Here is a 22356-nt window from a genome sequence, read left to right on the forward strand (position 1 = left end):
ATGAAGACGTGGGTCGGACTCTGTCTTGCCGCGCTCGCGGCGCCCGCCTTGGCGGCGCCGGCCGCCGACTGGTCGGTGTACAGCCAGGGCGGGGCGCTCGAGCTGGCGGTGGACCTCGCGTCCATCTGGCGCGAGGACGGGCTGATCCATTTCGTCAACCAGGAGCGTTTTGCCGAGCGCCAGTACGAGAAAGGTTACGACGTGAAGTTCCACATCCGTCGTACCTCCGGCTATGCCGATTGCGCCAAGTACCAGTACGCCTTCGTCTCCTCAGACTATTACAGCCGCTCCAACAAGCATGTGTGGTCGACGATGTACCCGCTGCCGCGCTACAGCTGGGCTTGGCAACCCGTTTATGAAGGCTCGGTGGCCGACGCCATGATGCGCGTCGTCTGTGCCGCCGGCAAAACCGCTTCCAGCAAGAAATCCAACAGACCATGAATCCGACCCTGCTGATCGAACTCCTCACCGAGGAACTGCCGCCCAAGGCCCTGCCCAAGCTGGCGGCAAGCTTTGCCCAGACCATCACCGACGAGCTGAAAAAACTGCAGTTCGTCGCCGCCGACGCCAGCGCCCACGTGTTCGCCTCGCCGCGCCGCCTGGCGCTGACCCTGCCCGGTGTGCTCGCTGTGCAGCCGGACCAGACCATCGTCAAGAAAGGCCCGGCGGTCGCCGCCGGCATGAAGGACGGCCAGCCGACGCCGGCGCTCTCCGGCTTCGCCCGCTCCTGCGGCGTCGAGGTGAGCGAGCTCACCACCATGAGCGACGGCAAGCAGGACGTTTACGCCTACCGCAGCGTCAAGGCCGGCCAGCCGCTCGCCGCCGTGCTGTCCGACATCGTCGCGCTGGCACTGAAGAAGCTGCCGGCGCCCAAACTGATGCGCTGGGGCGACTCCGAATACCAGTTCGTGCGCCCGGTGCACGGCCTGGTGCTACTGCATGGCAGCGAACTGATCGCGGGCGAGGTGCTGGGACTCGCCAGCCGCCGTGTGACGCTGGGCCACCGCTTCCTGTCCGCGGGCGAGGTCAGCCTGCCCGACGCCGACAGCTACGCCCGCGTGCTGTACGAACAGGGCAAGGTGGTGGCGAGCTTCGAAGCGCGCCGCGAACTGATCCGCCACCGCCTGGCCGAAGCCTCGGGCAAGCTTGGCGCCGTGATCGCCGCCGACCAGGCGCTGGTCGACGAGGTGACCGCGCTGGTGGAATGGCCGGTGGTGCTGGAGGCCGGCTTCGAGGCCGAATTCCTCAAGGTGCCGCAGGAGTGCCTGATCCTGACCATGCAGCAGAACCAGAAGTACTTCCCGCTCTTGGATGCCCACGGCAAGCTGATGAACCGTTTCCTGTTGGTGTCCAACCTCGAGGCGGCCGACCCGTCGCACATCACTCACGGCAACGAGCGCGTGCTGCGCGCGCGCCTCTCCGACGCCAAGTTCTTCTTCGAGCAGGACCAGAAAGTGCGCCTGGAATCGCGCCTGCCGCGCCTGGCCGACGTGGTCTACCACAACAAGATCGGCAGCCAGCTCGAGCGCGTCGAGCGCCTGCAGAACCTGGCCGGCACCATCGCCGGCAAGCTCGGCGCCAACGTCGACGACGCCCGCCGCGCGGCCTACCTGGCCAAGGCCGACCTGGTGTCGGACATGGTCGGCGAATTCCCCGAGCTGCAGGGCATCATGGGCATGTACTACGCCCGTCACGACGGCGAGCGCGAAGCGGTGGCCGCCGCCATCGAAGGCCATTACCACCCGCGCTTCGCCGGCGACAGCCTGCCGCACGGCCCGGTGGCGCTCTCCGTGGCGCTGGCCGACAAGCTGGAAACCATCGTCGGCATCTGGGGCATCGGTCTGGTGCCGACCGGCGACAAGGACCCGTTCGCGCTGCGCCGTGCCGCGCTGGGCGTGCTGCGCATGGTGCTCGACACCCCGCTCGACCTGAAGCAGCTGATCGTCGACACCCACGACTCCTTCCCGGCCGGCAAGCTCTCCGCCAGTGTGGTCGACGAAGTGTTCGCCTTCTGCCTCGAGCGCCTGAAGAACTTCCTCGCCGCCGACTACAAGGTGGACGAGATCGACGCCGTGCTGGCGCTCGAGCCGACCCGCCTCGACGAAGTGCGCGCCGTGCTGGCCGCCGTGGCCGAGTTCAAGCAGCTGCCGGAAGCCGCCACCCTGGCCGCCGCCAACAAGCGCGTGAAGAACATCCTGAAGAAGGCCGAGGGGGAGGTGAGCGTGGTCAACCATGCGCTGCTGGTCGAAGAGGCCGAGAAGGCGCTGTACGCCGCGGTGCAGCAGCTGGCGCCGCAGGTCGCTGACAAGTTCGCCGCGCACGACTTCGCCGGTGCGCTCTCCCAGCTCGCCAGCCTGAAGGCGCCGGTCGACGCCTTCTTCGACGGCGTGATGGTGATGGCCGACGACGCCGCGGTGCGCGCCAACCGCATCGCGCTCCTGGCGCGTCTGGCCGAGCTGTTCAACCGCGTGGCGGACATCTCTCTGCTGGCCGACTGAGGCCGCCACCGAGTGGCGCGGGCGGGCTGCAACGGCCGGTCCGCGCTTTGGGTCGTTCTACCGACAGAAAAACTGCCATGAAACTAGTCATCCTGGATCGGGACGGCGTGATCAACAAGGATCGCGACGACTTCGTCAAGAACTCGCTGGAGTGGGAGCCGCTCGACCACAGCCTGGAGGCCATCGCCAACCTGACCCAGGCGGGCTGGCGCATCGTGGTGGCCACCAACCAGTCGGGCCTCGGCCGCGGACTGTTCGACCTGCACGCGCTGCACGCCATGCACGCCAAGATGCACCGGCTGGTCAACCAGGCCGGCGGGCGGATCGACGCCGTGGTGTTCTGTCCGCATACGCCGGACGACAACTGCGACTGCCGCAAGCCGCTGCCCGGCATGGTCAAGGAGATCACCGAGCGCTTCAACGTCAAGCCGGAAGGCCTGCCGATGATCGGCGACAGCCTGCGCGATCTCGAGTCGATCGCCGCGGTGGGCGGCCAGCCCATCCTGGTCAAGACCGGCAAGGGCGCCAAGACCCTGGAAAAGGGCGGCCTGCCGGAGGGCACGCTGGTGTTCGACGACCTCTACGACGCGGCCGAATACCTGATTCAAACGCACCACTGACATCTCTACACAAGGGCATAGTGCCGTAATGCTTATCTGGATTCGTACCCTGATTTACTGGGTGGGGCTTTCCTTCCTGACGACGTTCTGCTTCCTGCTGATCCTGCTGGGCTGCGTCGCGCCGCATCGTGTGCGCCACGGTTTTGCCCAGGCCTGGGTGAAGGGTCTGCTGTGGCTGCTGAAACACGTCTGCGGTCTGAGCTACAAGGTGGTCGGCGCCGAGAACATCCCCGACACGCCGTCCATCATCTGCTCCAAGCACCAGTCCGGCTGGGAGACGCTGGCGCTGCAGGCGATCTTCCCGCCGCAGGTATTCGTCGCCAAGAAGGAGCTGCTGTGGATTCCGTTCTTCGGCTGGGGCCTGGCCTTGCTCGACACCATCGCCATCGACCGCTCGGCCAAGACCAAGGCCAGCCAGCAGATCGTCGAACAGGGCCGCGAGCGCATCGCCAAGGGCTACTGGATCGCGGTGTTCCCCGAGGGCACGCGCACCCCGCCGGGCGAGCAGGGACGTTATCAGCAGGGCGCGGCGCGCATGGCCAAGGCCTTCGACGTGCCGATGGTGCCGGTGGCGCTCAACGCCGGCGAGTTCTGGCCCAAGAATGCCTTTCGCAAGTTTCCGGGCGAGATCACCGTGGTGATCGGCAAGCCGATCCTGCCGCAGGACAAGAGTTCGGCGGCGATGACGCGTGAGGCTGAAGAATGGATCGAGGCGCGCCAGCAGGAAATCGGCGGCGTCGGCCCGTTCGCCCATCCGGACCAGCGCAAACGGCGGGCAGGTGATTCTCAGCCTGCCTGAGGCCGATATCCCGGTCACGCTGGTGCGTCGGCCGCGCCAGAGCATCGGCATCCGCGTGTGCCAGGGGCGGGTCGAACTGATCGCCCATCCGGCGGTGCCGATGAGCACGCTGCAGGCGGTGCTGGAAAAGCGCCGCGAGTGGATACGGCAGCACTGGCTGGAGCAGCAGCGGCGTAGTGCCGAACGGGCGGCGCAGCCGTTCCGGCTGCTGTTGGCGGGCGAGCCGCTCGAGATCGCCCACGTCGCCGGCAATCGTCCGGCGGCCCGGCAGGCCGGCCGGACCCTGCAGGTGGCCGGCGTGGCCGAGCACGAGCGCGAACGGCTCGATGCCACCGTCGCCGCCTGGCTCAGGCGCGAGGCGGCGCGCCGTTTTCCCGCCCGGCTCGCCGAGCTGGCACGGCTCTGCCGCCGTCAGCCCGCTTCGCTGGCGCTGTCGTCGGCCCGCACCCGCTGGGGCAGCTGCTCGGCCAGCGGCGCCATCCGCCTCAACTGGCGGCTGGTGCAGGCGCCGACCGACATCCTCGACTACGTGCTGGCGCACGAACTGGCCCACCTCGTGCACATGAACCACTCCGCCGCGTTCTGGTCGGAAACCGAACGGATGTTTCCGCACTGGCGCGCGGCGCGCCAGTGGCTGAAGCAACACGGCGACACGCTGTTCGCCTTCGGCTGATCTGATTTCAACGGAAGGAAAAATCATGCGTCTACTGCATACCATGCTGCGCGTCGGCAATCTCGAGCGTTCCCTGGCGTTCTACCAGGAGGTGCTCGGCATGCGCCTGTTGCGCCGCAACGACTACCCCGAAGGCCGTTTCACCCTGGCCTTCGTCGGCTACGGCGACGAGTCCGCCCATACCGTGCTGGAGCTGACCCACAACTGGGATACCGACAGCTACGAACTCGGCACCGCCTTCGGTCATATCGCCATCGAGGTGGACGACGCGGCCCAGGCTTGTGACATGGTGCGTGCCAAGGGCGGCAAGGTGGTGCGCGAGGCCGGCCCGATGAAGCACGGCCATACCGTGATCGCCTTCGTCGAGGACCCGGACGGCTACAAGATCGAGTTCATCCAGAAGCATCGCTGAGTCCCGCCGGGCGAGGGCGGGGCGGGCCGCCGTCTGGCCCATGGCGACTCCCGTCGCATCTTGTCCCAGCCCAATATCCCCTTCGGGTTTCAGGGATTTTTTCTACCTGATAGGATAGTCGCATGGTATGCTACCCCGGCACCGTCATGCCCGGGGTGCGCCGCCTTGCTCTCGATAGAGGCTTGCCGCGCGGCGCCAGGTCAACTATCGATAGAACCATTCCGTGTCCAACTCCGCCCCGTTCTCCACCTCCGGCCCGAGCGTACGAGGGCAGATGATTTTCCGCTTCCTGCTGCTCGTCTGCGCCTACGTCGGCACCGGTCGACTTGGGCTGGCCATCCCCTATATTGGTTCGAACATCACGCTGGTCTGGCTGCCGACCGGCATCGCCGTGGCGGCGCTGGCGCGTTGGGGATGGCGTTACTGGCCGGGCATCTGGCTGGGTGCGATACTGGTCAACCTGTCTATCGGCTCACCGTGGGGGACCGCCGCCAGCATCTCCATCGGCAATACCCTGGGCCCGCTTGCGACCTTGTGGGTATTGCAGCGGCTGGGTTTCCATCGCACCTTCGACCGGCAGCAGGACGTCGCCTTGTTCGCCTTGGCGGCCGCGCTCGGCATGCTGTTGTCGGCTTCCGGCGGGGTCGTGAGTCTGTCGCTGGCCGGTCAGATTCCCGAAGGGATGGCGGGCCGCGCCTGGCAGACCTGGTGGATGGGCGACACGGTCGGCGTCCTGCTGGCGGGTCCGCTGTTGCTGACCCTCAGCGGGGAAAGCCGGCAAGCGCTGCACTATCGCCGCACCGAGCTGATGGTCTGGTGCCTGTTGGCGGTGCTGGCGGCGTGGATGACGTTTGTCGCCAATCCCGGACAGGGTCATCGTGCGTTGCCGCTGGTGTTCCTCCTCTTGCCGCTGGTCGTCTGGGCCGCCTTGCGCTTTGGCGTGACCGGCGCCTCGCTGGCTGCGCTGTTGTTGTCGGCGATCGCCACCGTGGGGACCGCCAGCGGGCACGGGCCTTTTTTCCTGAACGATGTGCATCAGGGGCTGATGCTGCTGTGGGCCTTCATGGTGTCGCTGGTGCTGATCGGCTTACTGATCACGGCATTGCAGGCGGAGCGGGACCGGGCCGAGGCCGAGATCAAGAGCACCAAGGAGCGGCTCGGCAGCCTGATCGAGGCGATGCCCGACGCCATCTTCTTCAAGGATGGGGATGGCCGCTGGCTGATCACTAACGGTACCGCGCAGCGCCTGTTCCGTTTGCACGGTGTCGACTGGCAAGGCAAGACCGACCTCGAACTGGGGACGGAGCGGCCCGAATTCCGCGCCATCAGCGAGGCCTGCCAGCGTGACGATGAACTCACCTGGCAGACCGGCAAGCTGTGCCTGTTTGACGAGCATTTGCACGACGAGGAGGGCCGGTTGCATGAGTTCGAGGTGCGCAAGGTGCCGATTTTCGAGAGCGACGGCCGGCGCAAGGGGTTGATCGTTATCGGACGGAACGTTACCGAGGAGCGCAATGCGCTACGCGAGATCGAGCGCCTGTCGCAGCGCAACGAGCTACTGTTGATGGCGGCGGGTGAGGGTATCTACGGGGTGGACTCTAAACAGTGCATTACCTTTATCAATCCGGCGGCGCTGCGCATGCTGGGCTACCGTGCCGACGAGGTCATCGGCCATGCTGCGCACCAGTTGTTCCATGGCCAGCACGCCGATGGCCGGCCCCGTCAGGACAATGAGTGTCCGTTGCAGCAAACTCTGGCGGACGGCCTGCCGCGACAGGGGCGTGACGAATGGTTCACCCGCCAGGATGGCAGCGGCTTCCCGGTCACGTTGACGGTCTCGCCGATCCGGGAGCAGGGCAGGCTGACCGGCGTAGTGGTGACGTTCCAGGACGCCACCGAGCGCAAGCAAGCGGAGGCGGACATCCACCGTCTCGCTTTCTATGATCCGCTGACCGGTCTGGCCAACCGCCGTTTGCTGCAGGACCGGCTGCGCCAGGCATTTGCCAAGAGCACGCGACAGCATAGCTATGGGGCCGTACTGTTCATCGATCTGGACCACTTCAAGGCACTCAACGACACCATGGGCCATGACATGGGTGACCTGCTGCTGGTCGAGGTGGCCGAACGGCTGGTCGGTGCGGTGCGCGAAGAGGATACCGTAGCCCGGCTCGGTGGCGACGAGTTCGTGGTGATGCTGGAGAGGCTGAGCGGCGATCTGTTGCCGGCGGTGTCCCTAGCCGAGCGTGTGGCGCAAAAAATCCGCGCCAGTCTCAACCGGCCTTACTCGCTCAAGGGCTACGAATACCACAGCTCGCCCAGCATCGGCATCAGCCTGTTCCTGGCCGAGCAGAAGACGGTGGACGAACTGCTCAAGCACGCCGACGTCGCCCTGTACCGGGCCAAGCGCGCCGGCCGCAACACCATCCGCTGCTTCGACGTGGGGGGCTCGTCGGGACAGGAGAATCATTCCGCCGAAGCATCCGGCCTGCCCGTTGACTGAGCGGCAAGCCGCGCACGCGGGAAGGGGCGGCGGAACTTTCTCCTGTCGCCATGGCCGGATTCAAGGCGGCACGCCTGCCGGCGTGCCTTGCCAGGAGCGATCGCACCGCTTCTTCCGTCCGGCCGCGATGCGTGCCGGGCTCTCGCCTTCCGTTCCGGTCTCTTGGTAGAGGAGAGGCGGAGGGAAGGCCAACCCCCTTTTCAGGAGATCCGATGAGCAGGAACCTGCTGCCGCTTGCCTTGCTGTCCTTGTTACCTTCGCTGACGCACGCCGCCGAACTCGACGGTGCCTCGCTGAGTCTGCTGTGGACCCTGCCGTTCTGCGGCATCCTGCTGTCGATCGCGCTGTTTCCGATCTTTGCGCCGGGAATCTGGCATCACCATTTCGGCAAGATCACCGCGCTGTGGAGCGCGTTGTTCTTGCTGCCGTTCACCGTGATCTTCGGCCCCGCCAGCACGGCGGCGCTGATCGTGCACGCCCTGCTGACCGAGTATCTGCCCTTCATCGTCCTGTTGTTCGCGCTCTACACGGTGTCGGGCGGCATCCTGCTGTGGGGCAATCTGCACGGCTCGCCCCGGCTCAATACCGGCCTGCTGGCGATCGGCACGCTGCTGGCGTCGGTCATGGGCACCACCGGTGCGGCCATGCTGCTGATCCGCCCGTTGCTCAAGGCCAACGACAACCGCAAGCACAACGTGCACGTGGTGGTGTTCTTCATCTTCCTGGTGGCCAACGTCGGTGGCGGGTTGACGCCGCTGGGCGACCCGCCGTTGTTCCTGGGCTTCCTCAAGGGCGTCGACTTCTTCTGGACCGTCCGGCACATGGCGCTGCCGGTGCTGGTCGCCGCGCTGGCGCTGCTGGCGCTGTTCTACCTGGTCGATAGCTACTATTACCGCAAGGAAGGGGTGCTGCCGCGCGACCCGTCGCCGGATTCGCCGCTGAAACTCTATGGCAGCGGCAACTTCCTGCTGATCGCCGGCGTGGTCGGCGCTGTGTTGTTGTCCGGCCTCTGGAAGCCGGGGCTGAACGTCGACGTGCTCGGTACGCCTGTCGAGCTGCAGAACGTGGTGCGCGACCTGATCCTGCTGTTGATCGCGCTGGTGTCGCTGGCGCTGACGCCCAGCCAGGTGCGCGCCGGCAACGACTTCAACTGGGCGCCGATGCTGGAGGTGGGCAAGCTGTTCGCCGGCATCTTCATCACCATCGTGCCGGCCATCGCCATCCTGAAGGCCGGCAGTGACGGCCAGTTGGCGGCCCTGGTGGGCTTGGTATCGGGCGAGGACGGCATGCCGGCCAACGCCATGTACTTCTGGCTGACAGGGCTGTTGTCGAGCTTCCTCGACAATGCCCCGACCTACCTGGTGTTCTTCAACCTGGCGGCCGGCGACGCGCAGCTGTTGATGAAGGAACTGCCGCAGACCTTGATGGCGATCTCGATGGGGGCGGTATTCATGGGGGCGATGACGTATATCGGCAACGCGCCGAACTTCATGGTCAAGGCGATCGCCGAGCAACGCCGGGTCGCGATGCCGGGCTTCTTCGGCTTCCTGCTGTGGTCGGGGGCCATCCTGTTGCCGCTGTTTGCCGGGTTGACGGTGATCTTCTTCTGAACGTGGCCGGTTGGCCGCCAGCCTGGGGCCGGCTTGAGGGGGGAGGCAATCCCGCGTAAGCTAGCCGCTTTTGGCACCAACCGCCACGCAGTTCTGGAATTTCTTCTCCATGCATATCCACATCCTCGGAATTTGCGGCACCTTCATGGGAGGTCTTGCCGCCATCGCCAAACAGGCCGGTCACAAGGTGACCGGCTGCGACGCCAACGTCTACCCGCCGATGAGCACCCAGCTTGAGGCCATGGGCATCGAACTGACCCAGGGCTTCGGGACGGAACAACTGGCCATCGGTGCCGACGTGTACGTGATCGGGAACGTGGTCAAGCGCGGCACGCCGCTGATGGAAGAGATCATGAACCGCGGCCTGCCGTACATTTCCGGCCCGCAGTGGCTGGCCGAGAACGTGCTGGCCGACAAGTGGGTGCTGGCGGTGGCTGGCACGCACGGCAAGACCACGACCAGTTCGATGCTGGCATGGATCCTGGAGGATGCTGGACTGGCGCCGGGCTTCCTGGTCGGCGGCATTCCGCAGAACTTCGGCATCTCGGCGCGCCTGCCGGGGGCGCCGGCGCTGGATCCGGCGAGCCGCAGCCCGTTCTTCGTGATCGAGGCCGACGAGTACGATACCGCCTTCTTCGACAAGCGCTCGAAGTTCGTGCACTACCGCCCGCGCACCGCCGTGCTCAATAACCTGGAATTCGACCACGCCGACATCTTTGCCGATCTGGGCGCGATCCAGACCCAGTTCCATCACCTGGTGCGCACCGTGCCGGGCAATGGCAGGCTGATCAGCAACGGCCGCGAGGCGAGCCTGGACGAGGTGCTGGAGCGCGGCTGCTGGACGCCGGTGGAGCGCTTCGGCGTCGATGCCGGCTGGCAGCTTGCCAACGTGGACGAGCAGGGTCATTTCGACGTGTTGCTGGGTGGCGAATTGCAGGGGCGGGTGCGCTGGACGCTGTTGGGCGAGCATAACCGTCTCAACGCGCTGGCCGCGATCGCCGCCGCCCGCCATGCCGGCGTCGCGGTCAAGGACGCCATCGACGCCCTGGCGCGTTTCCAGAACGTGAAGCGGCGCATGGAAGTGCGTGGCGTGGTGGATGGGGTGACGGTGTACGACGACTTCGCCCATCATCCCACCGCCATCGCCACCACGCTGGAAGGTTTGCGCCGCAAGGTGGGCCGCAGCCCGATCCTGGCGGTGCTGGAGCCGCGCTCCAACACCATGAAGCTCGGCACCATGAAAGCGGCGCTGCCGGGGGCGCTGGCCGGGGCCGACCTGGTGTTCTGCTACGGCGCGAACCTGGGCTGGAATCCGGCCGAGGCGCTGGCGCCGCTGGGCGACAAGGCGGCGACCTTCGATGATCTGGAGCGCCTGGTGGCGGCCATCGTGGCCAAGGCCGAGGCGGGCAGCCACGTGCTGGTGATGAGCAACGGCGGTTTCGGTGGCATCCACCAGAAGCTGCTGGACGCCTTGTCGGCTCGTTGAGCCCCACCTCGGAGCTTGTGAAAGAAATCGTCGCGAGCGCCATGAGGCCGGTTTGAGAAGCACAGCCGTACAAATGGTACAGCGAGCATCGCAGGACCGGGATCGGGGCGCACAGCAGATTTATTCACAAGCTCTCAGCTTTGCATGATCAGCTGATTGCCGCCGCGTGCCTGGGCCACCTGCAGTGCCAAATCCATTCTTTCCAGCATCGCCTTGGGCGAGCGCTCCTCCTGCCGTAGGCTGCTGCCGCCGATGCTGGCGGTGTGGTGTTCTTCCTTGCCGTTGCGCACCAGCGTGAGCTGCGACAGCGAGCGGAGCAGGCGCAGGGCAAGCAGTTTGCTGCCGTCCAGCGTGGTGTTGGGCAGTATCATCACCAGTGCGCCGTCTTCCCGTTTGGCGATCAGGTCGCTCTCGCGCGAGGCCTGAATGCACAGGCTGCTGGTCAGCTGGTGCAGGTGGGTCAGGTTGCTGTCCTTGCTGGTGTCTTGTCCCGCCGTCTGTGGCGGTTCGTCCAGCCGCAGCAACAGGCCGGCCAGCGGGCTGCCGTAGCGATGAGCGCGTCCTACCTCGGTCTGGGTGTTGCTCATCAGCGAGCGGATGCCCATCACGCCGCTGACCGAGTCTTCCAGTTCGTGCTGCTGGATTTCTTCGCGCAGGGTCTTGACCAGCTTGAGGGTACGGTTGAGCAGTTGGCGCTCGTAGTCGAGCAATTGGCCGAGGATCTTGTTTTCCGACTGATCGCTGAAACTGACCACCAGGACCGGACGGTCGGTCTGCGGCAGGCGGCGCATCAGCAGCGACACCTGGAAGGGGCGGCCGCTGGATGAGCGCAGTACGCAAGGATAGTTGTAGAGCATGCCGCGCTGCTCCAGCGCCTGCATCAGCGTGCGGCCGTCCGGGTCGTCGGCGAGGAAAGGGAAGAACGGCTGGCCGGCCAGTTCGTTGTAGGGTACGCCGAGCAGGATGGACGACAACTGGTTGGCATGAACGATGCGGTTGGTGTCGGCATCGATCAGCAATACCCCACCGGGCAAAGTGTCGATGAGCGGCTGCAAGACTTCTTCTGATAGCTTCATGGCATCGTCCTCGGCTGTGGCCGTCCCCCGGCCACATCCCCTGCGACCCCGCTCAGGGGCTCGTCGAAAAACCGGTCGTTCGGCCGATAGCGGCCACGCACCGCCTGCACTTTCGCCGTGCTCCCTGGTTCTATTCCAAGCGCCGCTTCGGACCGCTTGCTTCCGATCGCGGCGCAACGGTTTTCAGGTGTCTTCAGGGCTCCAGACAGTTGAGTGCCCGGGCGGGGACGACGCGGTTGCGTCCTGTTTCCTTGGCCTGGTATAGCGCCAGGTCGGCCAGCTTGAACAGCCGGCCTATCATCAGCGGCCTGTCCTGTGGACTCCAGCAAGACACGCCGATGCTCAAGGTCACCCTTATCTTGTCATCATGATAGTTGATGATCAGTTCGGCGATTGTGCGTTTGACCTTTTCGGCCAGTTCGATCGCCTGGGTGTAGTCGTATTGCGGCATCAGGATGGCGAACTCTTCCCCTCCCAGCCGGCCCAGCTGCTGCGGTTCGGTCAGGCAGCTTTCGCAGGCCATGGCGACCTGCTGCAGCACGAGATCGCCGGCATCGTGGCCATAGGTGTCGTTCACCAGCTTGAACATGTCCAGGTCGATGATGGCGAGGCTGAGCGGTGTGCCCTGGCGTAGCGCCTGGCGATACGCCTGCTGCGCCTGCTGCAGGAAGTGCGGGCGGTTGGCGACACCGGTCAGGTCGTCGTGGGTGGCGCGCTCGTACAGTTCGTGCTGCATCTCCTGCAGCTGCTTCACCAGCCGTTCGGTCTCCTGCTTTTCCCGCTCCAGCTGCTGGCTATGGCTCATGCGTTCGCTGATGTCGACCACGCTCATGACGATGCTGTGGTGGTCGTTGAAGCGGACACGGCGCATCGAGACCTGGGACCAGAAGGTCTTGCCGCTACCGTCCAGCAGCTGGATTTCGCGGTCGCTCACCCCCACTCCCTGATCGAGCAGGCTCTCACAGTCTTCCACCTCGGCCGGATCGGCGAGCAGGCTGAGGATGTTGCGGCCGACCAGTTCGGAGGTGTGCAGGCCGAACAGACGCCCCGCCGCCATGTTGGCGGTGGTGACTTCATGCTTGTCTGGGTGGAGGATCAGCACGCCGACCTGGATGGTGTCGAGCAGCGCCTGCAGGTCCTGGTGCGTGGACGATAGCTTGTGCAGCTTGTTCTTCAGATTGGTGTTGGAGAGCGATAGCAGTGCGGCATGCTCGTCCATGCGCTGTCGTTCCATCTGCGCCTGGCGGTGCAGGTGGTTGCCGATGATGCCGAAAAAGATCAGCAGGGTGCTCAACAGGCTGCTGCCCAGCAGCAGCAGCGGCAAGCTGTGATCGGTGCTCCAGGTTTCGCCGGTGGAGACGAACGACTTGAGCCGCAGCGGGATCGACGGGATGAGCTGGGTCGCCTCCACGCGGGAGGGGGGCTGCAGTGTCAGCCACTGTGCCAGCTGCTGCAGCACTCCCGGTGGTTCGATCTGGGCCGGGTCGGCGGTGGACTGGACTAGCAGCTGGCCGGCGGAATTGAGCAGCTGGAGCTGGCTGCCGGGGCTGTTGCGTAGCAGCGTGGGTAGCCAGCCGGTGGCATTGAAGCTCCCGTAATAGACCCCCTCGCAGCCCACTTTGCTGCAGGCGGGGAGCAGGAAGGGGATGCGTTTGCTGACGGAGAATTGCAGCGGCGGCGGGATCAGCACGAAAGCCTCCTTCTCCACCGGGAGGGCGCCGAGTTGCCGTGCCTGTTCCTGGATGTGGCGGGGTGGGCGGCTGCTGCCCTTGGTCAGCGAGTACGGCGTGCCCTGTGGCGGGATCAGCCAGAGCTCGTCCAGATTGTCGATCGGCTGGGACAGCAAGGCGGTGCTGCCGGATTCCGCGGTGTGTTGCTGCAGAGCTCGTTTGAGCAAGGTGAACTGCTGCTCGAACTGGATGCTGGCCAGATTGAGCTGGGCCTGCGCCATGTGCCGGGCATGTTCTTCGATCGAGAGGGAGCGCGCGCGCAACAGGGCCGCTGTCATCAGCCAGATCAGGGTCAGGCAAAACAGCAGCAGGCCGAGCAAGTGGGCACGCCACTCACGGCGAAGCCGGTGGCCGATGAGCTTTGGCTCATCCGTGGTCATGGTGGGGCTCATGAGTCATCCCAGCGCAATGATGTTTGAATCATAAGCCGTTCCACGGCGGATGGAAAATGCCAGGTGGAACAGGCCTGATTTAAAGATAGACGGTAATTTTTAAAATTTTGTTGATTGTTGAATCAAAGAGGTGTGACGAATACCGAACGAGGGGGGACTCAGCGCTCCTGGATGGCGCGGCGGTGGCGACGAAACACCCATTTTTCCCACTGCAGATGGGTGGTTTTGTCGAAGGAGGGCTTGATGTCGGCTTGCAGCAGGAAGCCAGGCTGGCCGTGGGCCGGCTGGCAGTCCACGATGCGCCCCGCCAGCCGCAGGATGAGGGCGGAGTCGCTATTGGGGTAGAGCGTCAGCAAGACCTGCTCGCCGACGGCATGAGCCGTCGCAGAACGCCAGGCGACGGCGTCGAGGCCGAGCCGGCAAGGGGTGATCGGCGGGCGCTCGGGGTAGCGCGAGGCGAGCACCAGCTCCAGCGTCAGGTCGATCTTGGCCTCGAGCCGCAGCAACAGCGGGTCGGCGTCGTCGGGCAGCTCGACCGGCGAGGCGAGCAGTTGCAGCGCCAGCCGGGTCTCGCGGTCTAGCCGCCCCTGGTAGGCGGTCTCGGCCAGCGGCAGGCAGGAGAGAGGGAGGTCGGCATCGAAACTGGCGGTGGCCAGGGTGGGTAATCCGCTCATGCTGTCTTCCTCCCTTTTTATGGCTTATTCGAACAGGTTGACGACACCGTCGAGACCGACATGACAGATGGCCACGTCGGCCTGGGCGCGTACCACCGGCTTGGCCTTGTAGGCTACGCCAATGCCGGCTTCGGCCAGCATTTTCAGGTCATTGGCGCCGTCGCCCATGGCGATGACCTGCTCCGGCGCGAGCCCCAGCTGCTGGCGTACTTCGATCAGCAGGCGCGCCTTGGCCGCGGCATCGACGATGTCGCCCTTGACGCGGCCGGTGAGCTTGCCGTTGGCCACTTCCAGCACGTTGGCGAAGGCGTAATCCAGGCCCAGTTCCTCCTTCAGACGCTCGGTGAAGAAGGTGAAGCCGCCGGAGACCAGCATGAAGCGCACGTCGTTGGCCTTGCAGGCCGCCAGCAGCGTCTCGACGCCGGGGCTCAGCCTGACTCTTTCACGATACACCGTTTCCAGCGCGCTTTCTTCCAGGCCGGCCAGCAGGGCCACGCGCTCCTTCAGCGAGGCGGTGAAGTCGAGTTCGCCGCGCATCGAGCGTTCGGTGACTTCTGCCACCAGGTGCTTGACGCCGACCATGTCGGCGATCTCGTCGATGCATTCGATGGTGATCAGCGTGGAATCCATGTCCGACACCACCAGGCCGAAATCGGCGAAGCGCTGTCCGCTCGGGACGAAGGCGGCGTCGAGCCCGTGCTGTTCGCAGTAGGCGAGGATGTCGGCGCGGCGGGCGGGATCGGCGCCGTACAGCCGGGCCACGCTGTCCGAAACGCGTTCGATCTCGGCGGCGCCGCTCAGTTCGGCGACGGCGGCGAGCGGGCTGGCGGAAAGGAGCGGGGCCTGGACGACGAGGGTGTAGGACGTGGACGACATAACTCGATGATTCGGTTGGGAACGAATCCCGCATTATGCCATGCCTGCGCTCACTCGTCCTGCGGCGGCCGGCTCCAGAACAGCAACAGGCGGTCGAGCGACAACAAGCCCGGGCCGAAGCAGGCGATGGCGGCGAGCAGCATGCCCCAGTAGTAATGGAACTCGCGCGCGGTCTCGGTCAGCCCCGGGTAGCTGATCACCGCCATGGCGTTGACCACGAACAGGCCGGCGGCGGCAAAGCGCCCGGTGAGGCCGATGGCCAGGAGCGGCGGGAAGAACAGCTCGCCGAAGGTGCCCAGCGCGGCGGCCATGGGCGGCGGCAGCAGCGGCACGTGGTACTCCTCGGTGAACAGCAGCAGGGTGGTGTCCCAGTCGTCGATCTTGGTCAGGCCGGATTTGAAGAACACGTTGGCCACCCACAGCCGCAGGAACAGCAGCAGCAGCGGCTGCAGGCCATCGGCGAGGCGGACCAGCGGCGCGGCCAGTTCCTCGATGCGCAGGATCAGTGTTTTCATGGCGAGTCTCCCGGTGGCAGCGTGATGGAAGACAACAGGGCGCGTTCGAACAGCAGGCCCAGGGTTGCTTGCAGGTCGAACGCCTCGTCCTGCCGCAGTGCCGCGTCGGTGGCGGCTTCCAGCGTGGCGTTCTGCTGCAGCGCGAGCAGGAAGGCGGCCGGCGCCGGAGGCAGGGCCTCGACCCGGACGGCGCCGGCCGAGCGTGTCACCAGCGCCGTCTCGGCACAGCCGTCGAGCTGGTTCGGTAAGGCGATGCCGCTGCTGGGCTGGTGCGCGAGCCAGATAGTGGCGACGGGCCAGGGCGAGGCGATCAGCGCCATGTCGTCGGCCAGCGCGAAGCGCAGTTCGCCCCAGCGCTCGGGCGGCGTGGCGGCCAGCGCGGCCAGCTCCGGCGGCGCGCCGTCGGCGGCGTAGTAGAGGCGGTGCGCCTGCCATTCCAGGCGCGCCACGTCGGCCAGGTAGGGCAGGTGGCGGACGTGCTCGAAGCCGTCGAGGAAGTCGCCGAACGCCGCGCCGTAGCGGTGCAGGTTGCCGGAATGCGAGGCGTGACGCTTGACGTATTCGCGCGCCAGCGCGCGGAAGAACTCCTCGCCGACCAACTGGCCCAGCACCGGGTAGGCGTAGGCCAGCGTGTCGATCAGGCCGACGCGGTAGTTGTTGCGGTACACCGCCAGCCCGGCTGGATCCAGGCCGAGTGCCGCCGGCGGTTCGCGCCGCTCGGGGTCGGCGATGGCTTCCAGCAGCGCGGCCGACCAGTCAGACCAGGACGTCATGCGGCACCTCCTGCAGGATGGTCTGCGCCTTGTCGGCCTCGCCACGCAACACCTCGAGCGGGGGAATGTCGATGTCCCATTCGATCAGCGTCGGACGCGGGCCGAGCCGGGCGATGGTGTCGCGATAGAGCTGCCACACTGCCGGGTAGACCGGCCGGCTGTGGGTGTCGACCAGCATGCCGTCGCGCTCGGAGTAGCCGGCGAGGTGGATCTCGCCGATGGCGTCGGCCGGCAGCGCGGCGATCACCGCCCCCACGTCGGTGCCGAGGTTGACCTGGTTGACGTACAGGTTGTTGAGGTCGAGCAGGATGCCGCAGCCGGTGCGCTTGACCAGTTCGGCCAGGAACTCGCCTTCGTGCATTTCATTGCCGGGGTATTCGACGTAGCTCGACAGGTTTTCCAGCAGGATGGGCCGGCCCAGCACGTCCTGGGTCTCGGCGACGTGGGCGCTGACGGCGTCGAGTGCCGCGCGGGTATAGGGCAGCGGCAAGAGGTCGTTGACGAAGCGCTGCGCCGAGTGGTTGAGGCACAGGTGCTCCGACACCGCCGCTGGCTCGATGGCGTCCACCAGCCGTTTCAGCGAGGCGAGATGGCTCGCCTCCGGGCGCTCCGGCGAACCCAGCCCGAGGCCGACGCCGTGCAGCGACAGCGGGTAGCACTCGGCCACGCGGCGCAGCATGGCGAGCGGCTGGCCGCCGTCGAAGAAGTTTTCGCTGTGCACTTCCACCCAGCCCAGTTCGGGCTGCTGCCGTAAAACCTCCTGGTAGTGCGGGGCGCGCAGGCCGATGCCGGTGCGGATCGGGAGTCGTGTCGGGGGCATGGTCGGCTTTCGGATGGAGGGTATCTTCGGCCCGGCGTCACAGTAGGCGCCGGGCCGAAGGCGGAAGGCTTACTTCTTGGCGGGCTGCATCATGCCGCCCATCTTCTCGCAGCTACCTTTGGCGACGTATTTCCAGTCGTTCGGGTCCTTGTCTACCTTGGCTTGGCCGGCGCAGGAGTGGGTGCCGGCAGCCGAGGCGCAGTCGTTCTGGCCTGCCTTGGCGATGCCGTAGCATTTTTCCTTCTCGGCGGCGCTGGCCGGGGCGGCGGCAAGGGTGCCCAGCGCGACGACGGCGCCGAGGGCGGAGGCGATCAAGGTACGGGTAGTGTTCATGGCGTTGCTCCTGTCTGTTGAGGGAGAGGTGGCGCGGCGCGCCGGGAAGCCTTACTTCTTGGCCGGCTGCAGCGTGCCGCCCATCTTTTCGCAACTGCCCTTGGCGACGAATTTCCAGTCGTTCGGGTCGTTGTCGACCTTGGACTGGCCGGCGCAGGAGTGGGTGCCGGCGGCCGAGGCGCAGTCGTTCTTGCCGGCTTTGGCGACGCCGAAGCACTTTTCTTTTTCTGCCGCCATGGCCGGGGCGGCGGCGAGGGTGCCGAGCGCGACGACGGCGCCGAGGGCGGAGGCGATCAGGGCACGGGATGCAGTCATGGGAGGGGCTCCTTGTAGAGGTTGGATAATCCGGCCATGTGCCGGACTTGAGCTTTGGTCGGTCGGCCGGCGGTTTTCTTACAGGTGGCTATCCGGCGGGTTTCGACCCGGCTGCTGATTGGTCAGCTTAGCCCGGCATTCATTACAGGGATACACGAAAAAAAAGATCAAGCGAGGAGGTTGGACAAGGAAAAAGCCGGAAAATCCGGCTTTTTGACGAGCGGAACGGGCTTCAGCGGATCTGCAGCACCTTGTGGGTCTGCACCGACAGCCGCCATTGCGGCTGCGCCATGCAGTAGGCGATGGCGGCGCGGGTGTTGGCGGCGACGTCGGGGCCGTCCATCGGCTGCAGGTAAAAGTGCTCGAAGGCGAGGCCGGCCACGCTCTCCGGCGGCAGCGTCGGCTGGGGGTAGACCAGCTTCAGCTCGTGGCCGGAGGTTTGCAGCAGCGGCGCGCCGGCCTTGGGGCTGACGCACAGCCAGTCGATGCCGGGCGGCGCGGCCACGGTGCCGTTGGTTTCCACCGCCACCTCGAAGCCGCGCGCGTGCAGCGCGTCGATCAGGGCGGTGTCGAGCTGCAGCAGCGGCTCGCCGCCGGTACAGACCACGAACGGCGTGCCGCCGGCGTCGCTCGGCCATTCAGAAGCGATACGCTCGGCGAGCTGCTCGGCTTTCTTGAACTTGCCACCGTCCGGGCCGGTGCCGACGAAGTCGGTATCGCAGAACTGGCAGATCGCCTGGGCGCGGTGGCGCTCCTTGCCGCTCCACAGGTTACAGCCGGCAAAGCGGCAGAACACCGCGGCACGGCCGGCCTGGCGGCCTTCGCCCTGCAGCGTGTAGAAGATTTCCTTGACGGTGTACATGGCGTCTCCCTTACAGCAGCGGCCAGCGCATGTCGTCCTTGAACAGCAAGGACACGCCGCGCTCGTCATGCTCCATCAGGTCGATGCGCGCCAGCTCCGGTACCAGCGGCGACAGCTCGGCGTGCACCCATTCCGCCACCGAGGCGGGGTGGCCGTTGCGGATGCCGGCGAGCTGGTCGAGCGGGTTGTGGTCGAGCTGGCGGTAGACCGGCTTGAAGCGGTCCTTGACGTCGCCGAAGTCGAGCAGCCAGCCCATGGCGCTGTCGAGCTCGCCCGCCAGCATCAGCCGGACCAGGTAGCTGTGGCCGGTGTAGTTGCCCTCGGCGTCGAACGGCACCGCGCTCTCGAAGTGCTGTTCCTTCCAGATGCGGAAGGCGCGGCCGTCGAACTGGCTGCCGGCGGTGTGGGTCTCGCGCACCTCGACCCAGGCCAGCCCGGCCAGTTGGCCCGACAGCTCTTCATAGATCCACTGCGCCAACACCTCGCTGGTGGGGTTGGCGAGGCCGGGGATGTCGTTCAGGTAGCGGTGGTTGAGGCGCAGGAACAGCCGGCCCCAGGCTGCGGCCAGGTCGACATGGCTGACCGACGTGGCGTCGGCCACCAGCCGCACGCCGAAGCCGTGGCCGTGCAGCCGGCCGCACTTGTGCCCGGCTGGCACGTGCGGCAGCTGGTGGGCGGCCTCGAAGCCGGCGTTGAGCCAGACCAGCGCGGTGCCGTTGTCGAGGATCACGCCGCGCTCGGGCGCGCTCTGCAAGGCCAGGCTGTGCGGGAAGCTCAGCTGCTCGCACAGGTGGTGCGCGATGGCGAGGTCGTCGACGGCCGCCATGTGCTGGTTGAGCGAGGCGTAGTTGAGCGGCCGCACCACGCGCTGCAGCGTCTCGGCCAGCCCCGCCTGATTGGTGTGGATGTTCTCCACGCGCAGCTGCACGCGGAAGCTGTGGCCGTGCAGGCCGGCGAACTGCGGCTCGAACCAGTCGGCGGGCAATTGGCGTGCCGCCTCGAAGCGGGCGCCGGCCAGAAGATAGGATGCGTGCATGGTCAGCCCTGGCGGAAACGTTCGACCAGCGGGTCGGCTACGCCGGCCTCGGCAAAGCCCCTGGCGCGCAGCTCGCAGGCGGCGCAGTGGCCGCACGGCGGCTGCTCGCCGTTGTAGCAGGTGTGGCTGAAGGCCAGTGCTTCCAGCGCGCCGACCCGTTCGGCCAGATGCACCGTTTCGGCCTTGGACAGGTACATCAGCGGGGTGTGCAGTTCCACCCGGGAGTCGAGGCCCAGGCGTAGCGCCAGCTCCAGCGCCTTCAGCGTGTTCTCGCGGCAATCCGGGTAGCCGGAGTAGTCGGTCTGCGCCACGCCGGTTACCAGGTGGCGCGCGCCGCGAGTGTAGCCGAAGGCGGCGGCGAAGCTGAGGAAGATCAGGTTGCGGCCGGGCACGAAGGTGTTGGGCAGCTCGGTGTCGTCGTCGGCGCGGGCACCTTGTTCCGGCGTGATGCTGGCGTCGGTCAGTGCGTTGCCGCCGATGGCGGCGAAGGTGTCGATCGGCAGCACGGTGTGCGGCACGCCGGCCAGCGCGGCGATGGTCTTGGCGCAGTCGAGCTCGACGCGGTGGCGCTGGCCGTAGTCGAAGGTGACGGCTTCCACGTTGCCGGCGCCGAAGCGCTGCAGTGCCCAGTAGAGGCAGGTGGTGGAGTCCTGGCCGCCGGACAGGACGACGAGGGCTTTGTCGTTTGAATTCATTGAGGTTTCCATCGAAAAACAGTCGAGGTCACGCGGCACGCGGGATCGGTCTCACCCGGCACCGGCGGCGCGCCCGCAAGGGCGCCGTCGAACCCGCTAATGTAGCAGAAATGCGCCATTCCAGCCAGATGACGGGCGTATGACCGGTCCCTCGATTTTGTTATGGCCCATGGCGGCTGAGCCTGCCGCCATGGGGCAGGCTCAGCCGTGCAGCGTGCTTTCCAGCGTTTGCCACAGCTCCGCGTCGCCGCACTGCGCCACGTTGAAGCGCAGGTGGCGGCTGGGCGCGCCCGCCGGGCTGAAGTAGCGCCCCGGCGCCAGCAGCAGGCCGGCGCTGCGGGCGCGTTCGGTCCAGGCCTCGACGTCGACGCCGGCCGGCGCCTCGGCCCACAGCAGGAAGCCTTCGGTCGGCTCGTGCCAGGGCGTGAAGCCCAGGCCCTTGAGCCGGGCGAGGGCGTCGCTGCGCAACGGGGCCAGCCGCTTGCGCAGGCCGTCGACGTGGCGCCGGTAGCGCCCGCCGGTGAGCAGGCGGTAGACCAGCGTTTCCACCGCTTCCGGCGTGGTCATGCCGGTGATCAGCTTGATGTCGGTGAGCGCGGCGATGCGCCCGGCGTCGGCGGCGATGTAACCGCAGCGCAGGTTGGCCGACAGCGTCTTGGTGAAGCTGGCGAGGTAGATCACCCGCGCCAGGCCGTCCAGCGCCGCCAGCCGCACGCCGGGGCGCGCCTCGAAGTCGGCGTAGATGTCGTCCTCCACCGCCAGGCAGTTCCACTGCTCCAGGAGCCGCAGCACCTTGTGCGCCACCGGCAGCGTCAGCGTGCTGCCGGTCGGGTTGTGCAGCGCACTGACGGTGAGGAACAGCCGTGGGCGGTGCTGGCGCAGCGCGTCGGCCAGGGCATCGGTATCCGGGCCGTGCGGCGTGCGCGGGATACCGACCACGTTGACGCGCGCCAGCCGCAGCGCGGCGTGGAAGTTGTAGAAGCCGGGGTCGTCCACCAGCACGGTGTCGCCCGGCGTGGTGGTCAGGCGCAGGATCAGGTCGAGCGCGTGGGTGGCGCTGGTGGTGGTGACGAGCTGTGCCGGCGACAGCGTCAGCCCCAGGCCTTCCAGTTTCTGCACCAGCGCCTCGCGCAGCGGCAGATAGCCCTGTGGGCTGCCGTAGCCGACCAGGCGCGGCGCGGCCTGGCCGAGTGCGCGCCACTCGGCGGCGAGCGGCCCTTCGGCCAGCCACGCCGACGGCAGGCTGCCGACGCCGGCCTGCCAGCGCAGGTTGCCGGCCAGATTGCGCCGCATCAGCTCCACCTCGCGCGAGAGCGCGCTGTCGGCCGGGTGCGCCTCCCGCCCGTGCCGTTCGTGGCGCTGGCCGGCGACGAAATAGCCGGCGCCGTGGCGGGCCTGGATCAGCCCGCGCGCCACCAGCCGCTCGTAGGCCTCGGCCACGGTGAAGCGGCTCACGGGGTAGCGCTCGGCCAGGGCGCGGATCGACGGCAGGCGCGCCCCGGCCGGCCACAGCTGGCGGCGGATGTTGTCGCTGCAGTAATCGACGATCTGGGTGGTGAGCGGTACCGGATGGGTGGCGGCGATCGGCCAGTGTTCGGCGGAAACTGTCATGGCGGTGCGACCTGTACAGTGAGGGTGGTGATCGGGATAACTGTCTGGAT

Annotated in this window: 22 protein-coding genes and 1 pseudogene; 9 read left to right on the plus strand and 14 right to left on the minus strand. The window is 66.7% G+C overall.

Features of this window, described 5'->3' with window-relative positions; all coding sequences use genetic code 11:
- From PSEMAI1_RS0103835 to mpl, 9 genes are all read left to right on the plus strand, one after another.
- Positions 1–441 carry a surface-adhesin E family protein gene (locus tag PSEMAI1_RS0103835; protein WP_024301592.1) on the plus strand — a complete coding sequence of 147 codons (441 nt, stop codon included), beginning with the start codon at positions 1–3 and terminating at the stop codon, positions 439–441.
- Positions 438–2498, plus strand: coding sequence for a glycine--tRNA ligase subunit beta (glyS, locus tag PSEMAI1_RS0103840; RefSeq protein ID WP_024301593.1), 2061 nt, complete (start codon positions 438–440; stop codon positions 2496–2498). The genes PSEMAI1_RS0103835 and glyS overlap by 4 nt, the downstream gene beginning before the upstream one ends.
- Before the next feature lie 77 nt (positions 2499–2575).
- Positions 2576–3118, plus strand: a complete 543-nt coding sequence (gene gmhB, locus PSEMAI1_RS0103845) for a D-glycero-beta-D-manno-heptose 1,7-bisphosphate 7-phosphatase (protein WP_024301594.1) — start codon at positions 2576–2578, stop codon at positions 3116–3118.
- Positions 3119–3146: 28 nt separating this feature from the next.
- Positions 3147–3917 (plus strand): 1-acyl-sn-glycerol-3-phosphate acyltransferase, encoded by a 771-nt coding sequence (locus PSEMAI1_RS0103850; RefSeq protein WP_024301595.1) that lies wholly within the window; start codon positions 3147–3149, stop codon positions 3915–3917.
- The gene (locus tag PSEMAI1_RS0103855; protein WP_024301596.1) at positions 3898–4590 is read left to right on the plus strand and encodes a M48 family metallopeptidase; all 693 of its coding nucleotides are present in this window, start codon (positions 3898–3900) and stop codon (positions 4588–4590) included. Before PSEMAI1_RS0103850 ends, PSEMAI1_RS0103855 begins: the two co-directional genes overlap by 20 nt.
- 25 nt (positions 4591–4615) lie before the next feature.
- Positions 4616–5002, plus strand: a complete 387-nt coding sequence (gene gloA, locus PSEMAI1_RS0103860) for a lactoylglutathione lyase (protein WP_024301597.1) — start codon at positions 4616–4618, stop codon at positions 5000–5002.
- Between the two features lie 223 nt (positions 5003–5225).
- Positions 5226–7502, plus strand: a complete 2277-nt coding sequence (locus tag PSEMAI1_RS20835; protein ID WP_232219829.1) for a diguanylate cyclase domain-containing protein — start codon at positions 5226–5228, stop codon at positions 7500–7502.
- 212 nt (positions 7503–7714) lie between these two features.
- Positions 7715–9112 carry a sodium:proton antiporter gene (locus PSEMAI1_RS0103870; protein WP_024301599.1) on the plus strand — a complete coding sequence of 466 codons (1398 nt, stop codon included), beginning with the start codon at positions 7715–7717 and terminating at the stop codon, positions 9110–9112.
- A 109-nt stretch (positions 9113–9221) separates the two neighbouring features.
- Positions 9222–10598: a UDP-N-acetylmuramate:L-alanyl-gamma-D-glutamyl-meso-diaminopimelate ligase gene (gene mpl, locus PSEMAI1_RS0103875; RefSeq protein WP_024301600.1), complete on the plus strand. Its 1377-nt coding sequence runs from the start codon at positions 9222–9224 to the stop codon at positions 10596–10598.
- Positions 10599–10732: 134 nt separating this feature from the next.
- Here mpl and PSEMAI1_RS0103880 read toward each other — a convergent pair whose 3' ends face one another.
- The 14 genes and pseudogenes from PSEMAI1_RS0103880 to PSEMAI1_RS0103940 all read right to left on the minus strand — a co-directional run bounded on the left by PSEMAI1_RS0103880 (position 10733) and on the right by PSEMAI1_RS0103940 (position 22306).
- Positions 10733–11674: a diguanylate cyclase domain-containing protein gene (locus PSEMAI1_RS0103880; protein ID WP_024301601.1), complete on the minus strand. Its 942-nt coding sequence runs from the start codon at positions 11672–11674 to the stop codon at positions 10733–10735.
- A 193-nt stretch (positions 11675–11867) separates the two neighbouring features.
- The gene (locus PSEMAI1_RS20450) at positions 11868–13796 is read right to left on the minus strand and encodes a sensor domain-containing diguanylate cyclase (RefSeq protein WP_024301602.1); all 1929 of its coding nucleotides are present in this window, start codon (positions 13794–13796) and stop codon (positions 11868–11870) included.
- A 158-nt stretch (positions 13797–13954) separates the two neighbouring features.
- A complete protein-coding gene (locus tag PSEMAI1_RS0103890) occupies positions 13955–14470 on the minus strand; it encodes a hypothetical protein (protein WP_024301603.1) in 516 nt (171 codons plus the stop codon).
- Between the two features lie 24 nt (positions 14471–14494).
- Complete coding sequence (serB, locus tag PSEMAI1_RS0103895) at positions 14495–15346, minus strand: phosphoserine phosphatase SerB (RefSeq protein WP_024301604.1); 852 nt, start codon at positions 15344–15346, stop codon at positions 14495–14497.
- A gap of 50 nt (positions 15347–15396) precedes the next feature.
- Complete coding sequence (locus tag PSEMAI1_RS0103900) at positions 15397–15861, minus strand: DoxX family protein (protein WP_024301605.1); 465 nt, start codon at positions 15859–15861, stop codon at positions 15397–15399.
- Positions 15858–16634 (minus strand): DUF2063 domain-containing protein, encoded by a 777-nt coding sequence (locus tag PSEMAI1_RS0103905; RefSeq protein WP_024301606.1) that lies wholly within the window; start codon positions 16632–16634, stop codon positions 15858–15860. Before PSEMAI1_RS0103905 ends, PSEMAI1_RS0103900 begins: the two co-directional genes overlap by 4 nt.
- A complete protein-coding gene (locus tag PSEMAI1_RS0103910) occupies positions 16618–17454 on the minus strand; it encodes a DUF692 domain-containing protein (RefSeq protein ID WP_024301607.1) in 837 nt (278 codons plus the stop codon). The genes PSEMAI1_RS0103905 and PSEMAI1_RS0103910 overlap by 17 nt, the downstream gene beginning before the upstream one ends.
- Before the next feature lie 69 nt (positions 17455–17523).
- Positions 17524–17787: a DUF2282 domain-containing protein gene (locus tag PSEMAI1_RS0103915; RefSeq protein WP_024301608.1), complete on the minus strand. Its 264-nt coding sequence runs from the start codon at positions 17785–17787 to the stop codon at positions 17524–17526.
- A gap of 51 nt (positions 17788–17838) precedes the next feature.
- Positions 17839–18102, minus strand: coding sequence for a DUF2282 domain-containing protein (locus tag PSEMAI1_RS0103920; RefSeq protein WP_024301609.1), 264 nt, complete (start codon positions 18100–18102; stop codon positions 17839–17841).
- A 232-nt stretch (positions 18103–18334) separates the two neighbouring features.
- Positions 18335–18964: a 7-carboxy-7-deazaguanine synthase gene (gene queE, locus PSEMAI1_RS0103925; protein ID WP_024301610.1), complete on the minus strand. Its 630-nt coding sequence runs from the start codon at positions 18962–18964 to the stop codon at positions 18335–18337.
- 10 nt (positions 18965–18974) lie between these two features.
- On the minus strand, positions 18975–19301 hold the full coding sequence (locus tag PSEMAI1_RS22380; protein ID WP_369793191.1) for a 6-pyruvoyl tetrahydropterin synthase family protein: 327 nt from the start codon (positions 19299–19301) through the stop codon (positions 18975–18977).
- A gap of 42 nt (positions 19302–19343) precedes the next feature.
- Positions 19344–19670, minus strand: a pseudogene (locus tag PSEMAI1_RS22385) (6-pyruvoyl tetrahydropterin synthase family protein); the annotation flags it as partial.
- A 332-nt stretch (positions 19671–20002) separates the two neighbouring features.
- Positions 20003–20695: a 7-cyano-7-deazaguanine synthase QueC gene (gene queC, locus PSEMAI1_RS0103935; protein ID WP_024301612.1), complete on the minus strand. Its 693-nt coding sequence runs from the start codon at positions 20693–20695 to the stop codon at positions 20003–20005.
- A 201-nt stretch (positions 20696–20896) separates the two neighbouring features.
- Positions 20897–22306 carry a PLP-dependent aminotransferase family protein gene (locus PSEMAI1_RS0103940; protein WP_024301613.1) on the minus strand — a complete coding sequence of 470 codons (1410 nt, stop codon included), beginning with the start codon at positions 22304–22306 and terminating at the stop codon, positions 20897–20899.
- Positions 22307–22356 lie beyond the last annotated feature (50 nt).

It is taken from the genome of Pseudogulbenkiania sp. MAI-1 (assembly GCF_000527175.1).
In the GTDB taxonomy this organism is placed as follows: Bacteria; Pseudomonadota; Gammaproteobacteria; order Burkholderiales; family Chromobacteriaceae; genus Pseudogulbenkiania.

Excerpts from the sequence above, each read along its gene's own strand:
- PSEMAI1_RS20450 (WP_024301602.1), bottom strand. The coding sequence starts at position 13,796 with ATGAGCCCCACCATGACCACGGATGAGCCAAAGCTCATCGGCCACCGG.
- PSEMAI1_RS0103910 (WP_024301607.1), bottom strand. The coding sequence starts at position 17,454 with ATGCCCCCGACACGACTCCCGATCCGCACCGGCATCGGCCTGCGCGCC.
- PSEMAI1_RS0103880 (WP_024301601.1), bottom strand. The coding sequence starts at position 11,674 with ATGAAGCTATCAGAAGAAGTCTTGCAGCCGCTCATCGACACTTTGCCC.
- PSEMAI1_RS0103940 (WP_024301613.1), bottom strand. The coding sequence starts at position 22,306 with ATGACAGTTTCCGCCGAACACTGGCCGATCGCCGCCACCCATCCGGTA.
- PSEMAI1_RS0103870 (WP_024301599.1), top strand. The coding sequence starts at position 7,715 with ATGAGCAGGAACCTGCTGCCGCTTGCCTTGCTGTCCTTGTTACCTTCG.
- queC (WP_024301612.1), bottom strand. The coding sequence starts at position 20,695 with ATGAATTCAAACGACAAAGCCCTCGTCGTCCTGTCCGGCGGCCAGGAC.
- gloA (WP_024301597.1), top strand. The coding sequence starts at position 4,616 with ATGCGTCTACTGCATACCATGCTGCGCGTCGGCAATCTCGAGCGTTCC.
- PSEMAI1_RS0103890 (WP_024301603.1), bottom strand. The coding sequence starts at position 14,470 with ATGAGCGGATTACCCACCCTGGCCACCGCCAGTTTCGATGCCGACCTC.
- PSEMAI1_RS0103920 (WP_024301609.1), bottom strand. The coding sequence starts at position 18,102 with ATGACTGCATCCCGTGCCCTGATCGCCTCCGCCCTCGGCGCCGTCGTC.
- serB (WP_024301604.1), bottom strand. The coding sequence starts at position 15,346 with ATGTCGTCCACGTCCTACACCCTCGTCGTCCAGGCCCCGCTCCTTTCC.
- queE (WP_024301610.1), bottom strand. The coding sequence starts at position 18,964 with ATGTACACCGTCAAGGAAATCTTCTACACGCTGCAGGGCGAAGGCCGC.
- glyS (WP_024301593.1), top strand. The coding sequence starts at position 438 with ATGAATCCGACCCTGCTGATCGAACTCCTCACCGAGGAACTGCCGCCC.
- PSEMAI1_RS0103850 (WP_024301595.1), top strand. The coding sequence starts at position 3,147 with ATGCTTATCTGGATTCGTACCCTGATTTACTGGGTGGGGCTTTCCTTC.
- PSEMAI1_RS0103905 (WP_024301606.1), bottom strand. The coding sequence starts at position 16,634 with ATGACGTCCTGGTCTGACTGGTCGGCCGCGCTGCTGGAAGCCATCGCC.
- PSEMAI1_RS0103900 (WP_024301605.1), bottom strand. The coding sequence starts at position 15,861 with ATGAAAACACTGATCCTGCGCATCGAGGAACTGGCCGCGCCGCTGGTC.
- gmhB (WP_024301594.1), top strand. The coding sequence starts at position 2,576 with ATGAAACTAGTCATCCTGGATCGGGACGGCGTGATCAACAAGGATCGC.
- PSEMAI1_RS0103915 (WP_024301608.1), bottom strand. The coding sequence starts at position 17,787 with ATGAACACTACCCGTACCTTGATCGCCTCCGCCCTCGGCGCCGTCGTC.
- PSEMAI1_RS0103835 (WP_024301592.1), top strand. The coding sequence starts at position 1 with ATGAAGACGTGGGTCGGACTCTGTCTTGCCGCGCTCGCGGCGCCCGCC.
- mpl (WP_024301600.1), top strand. The coding sequence starts at position 9,222 with ATGCATATCCACATCCTCGGAATTTGCGGCACCTTCATGGGAGGTCTT.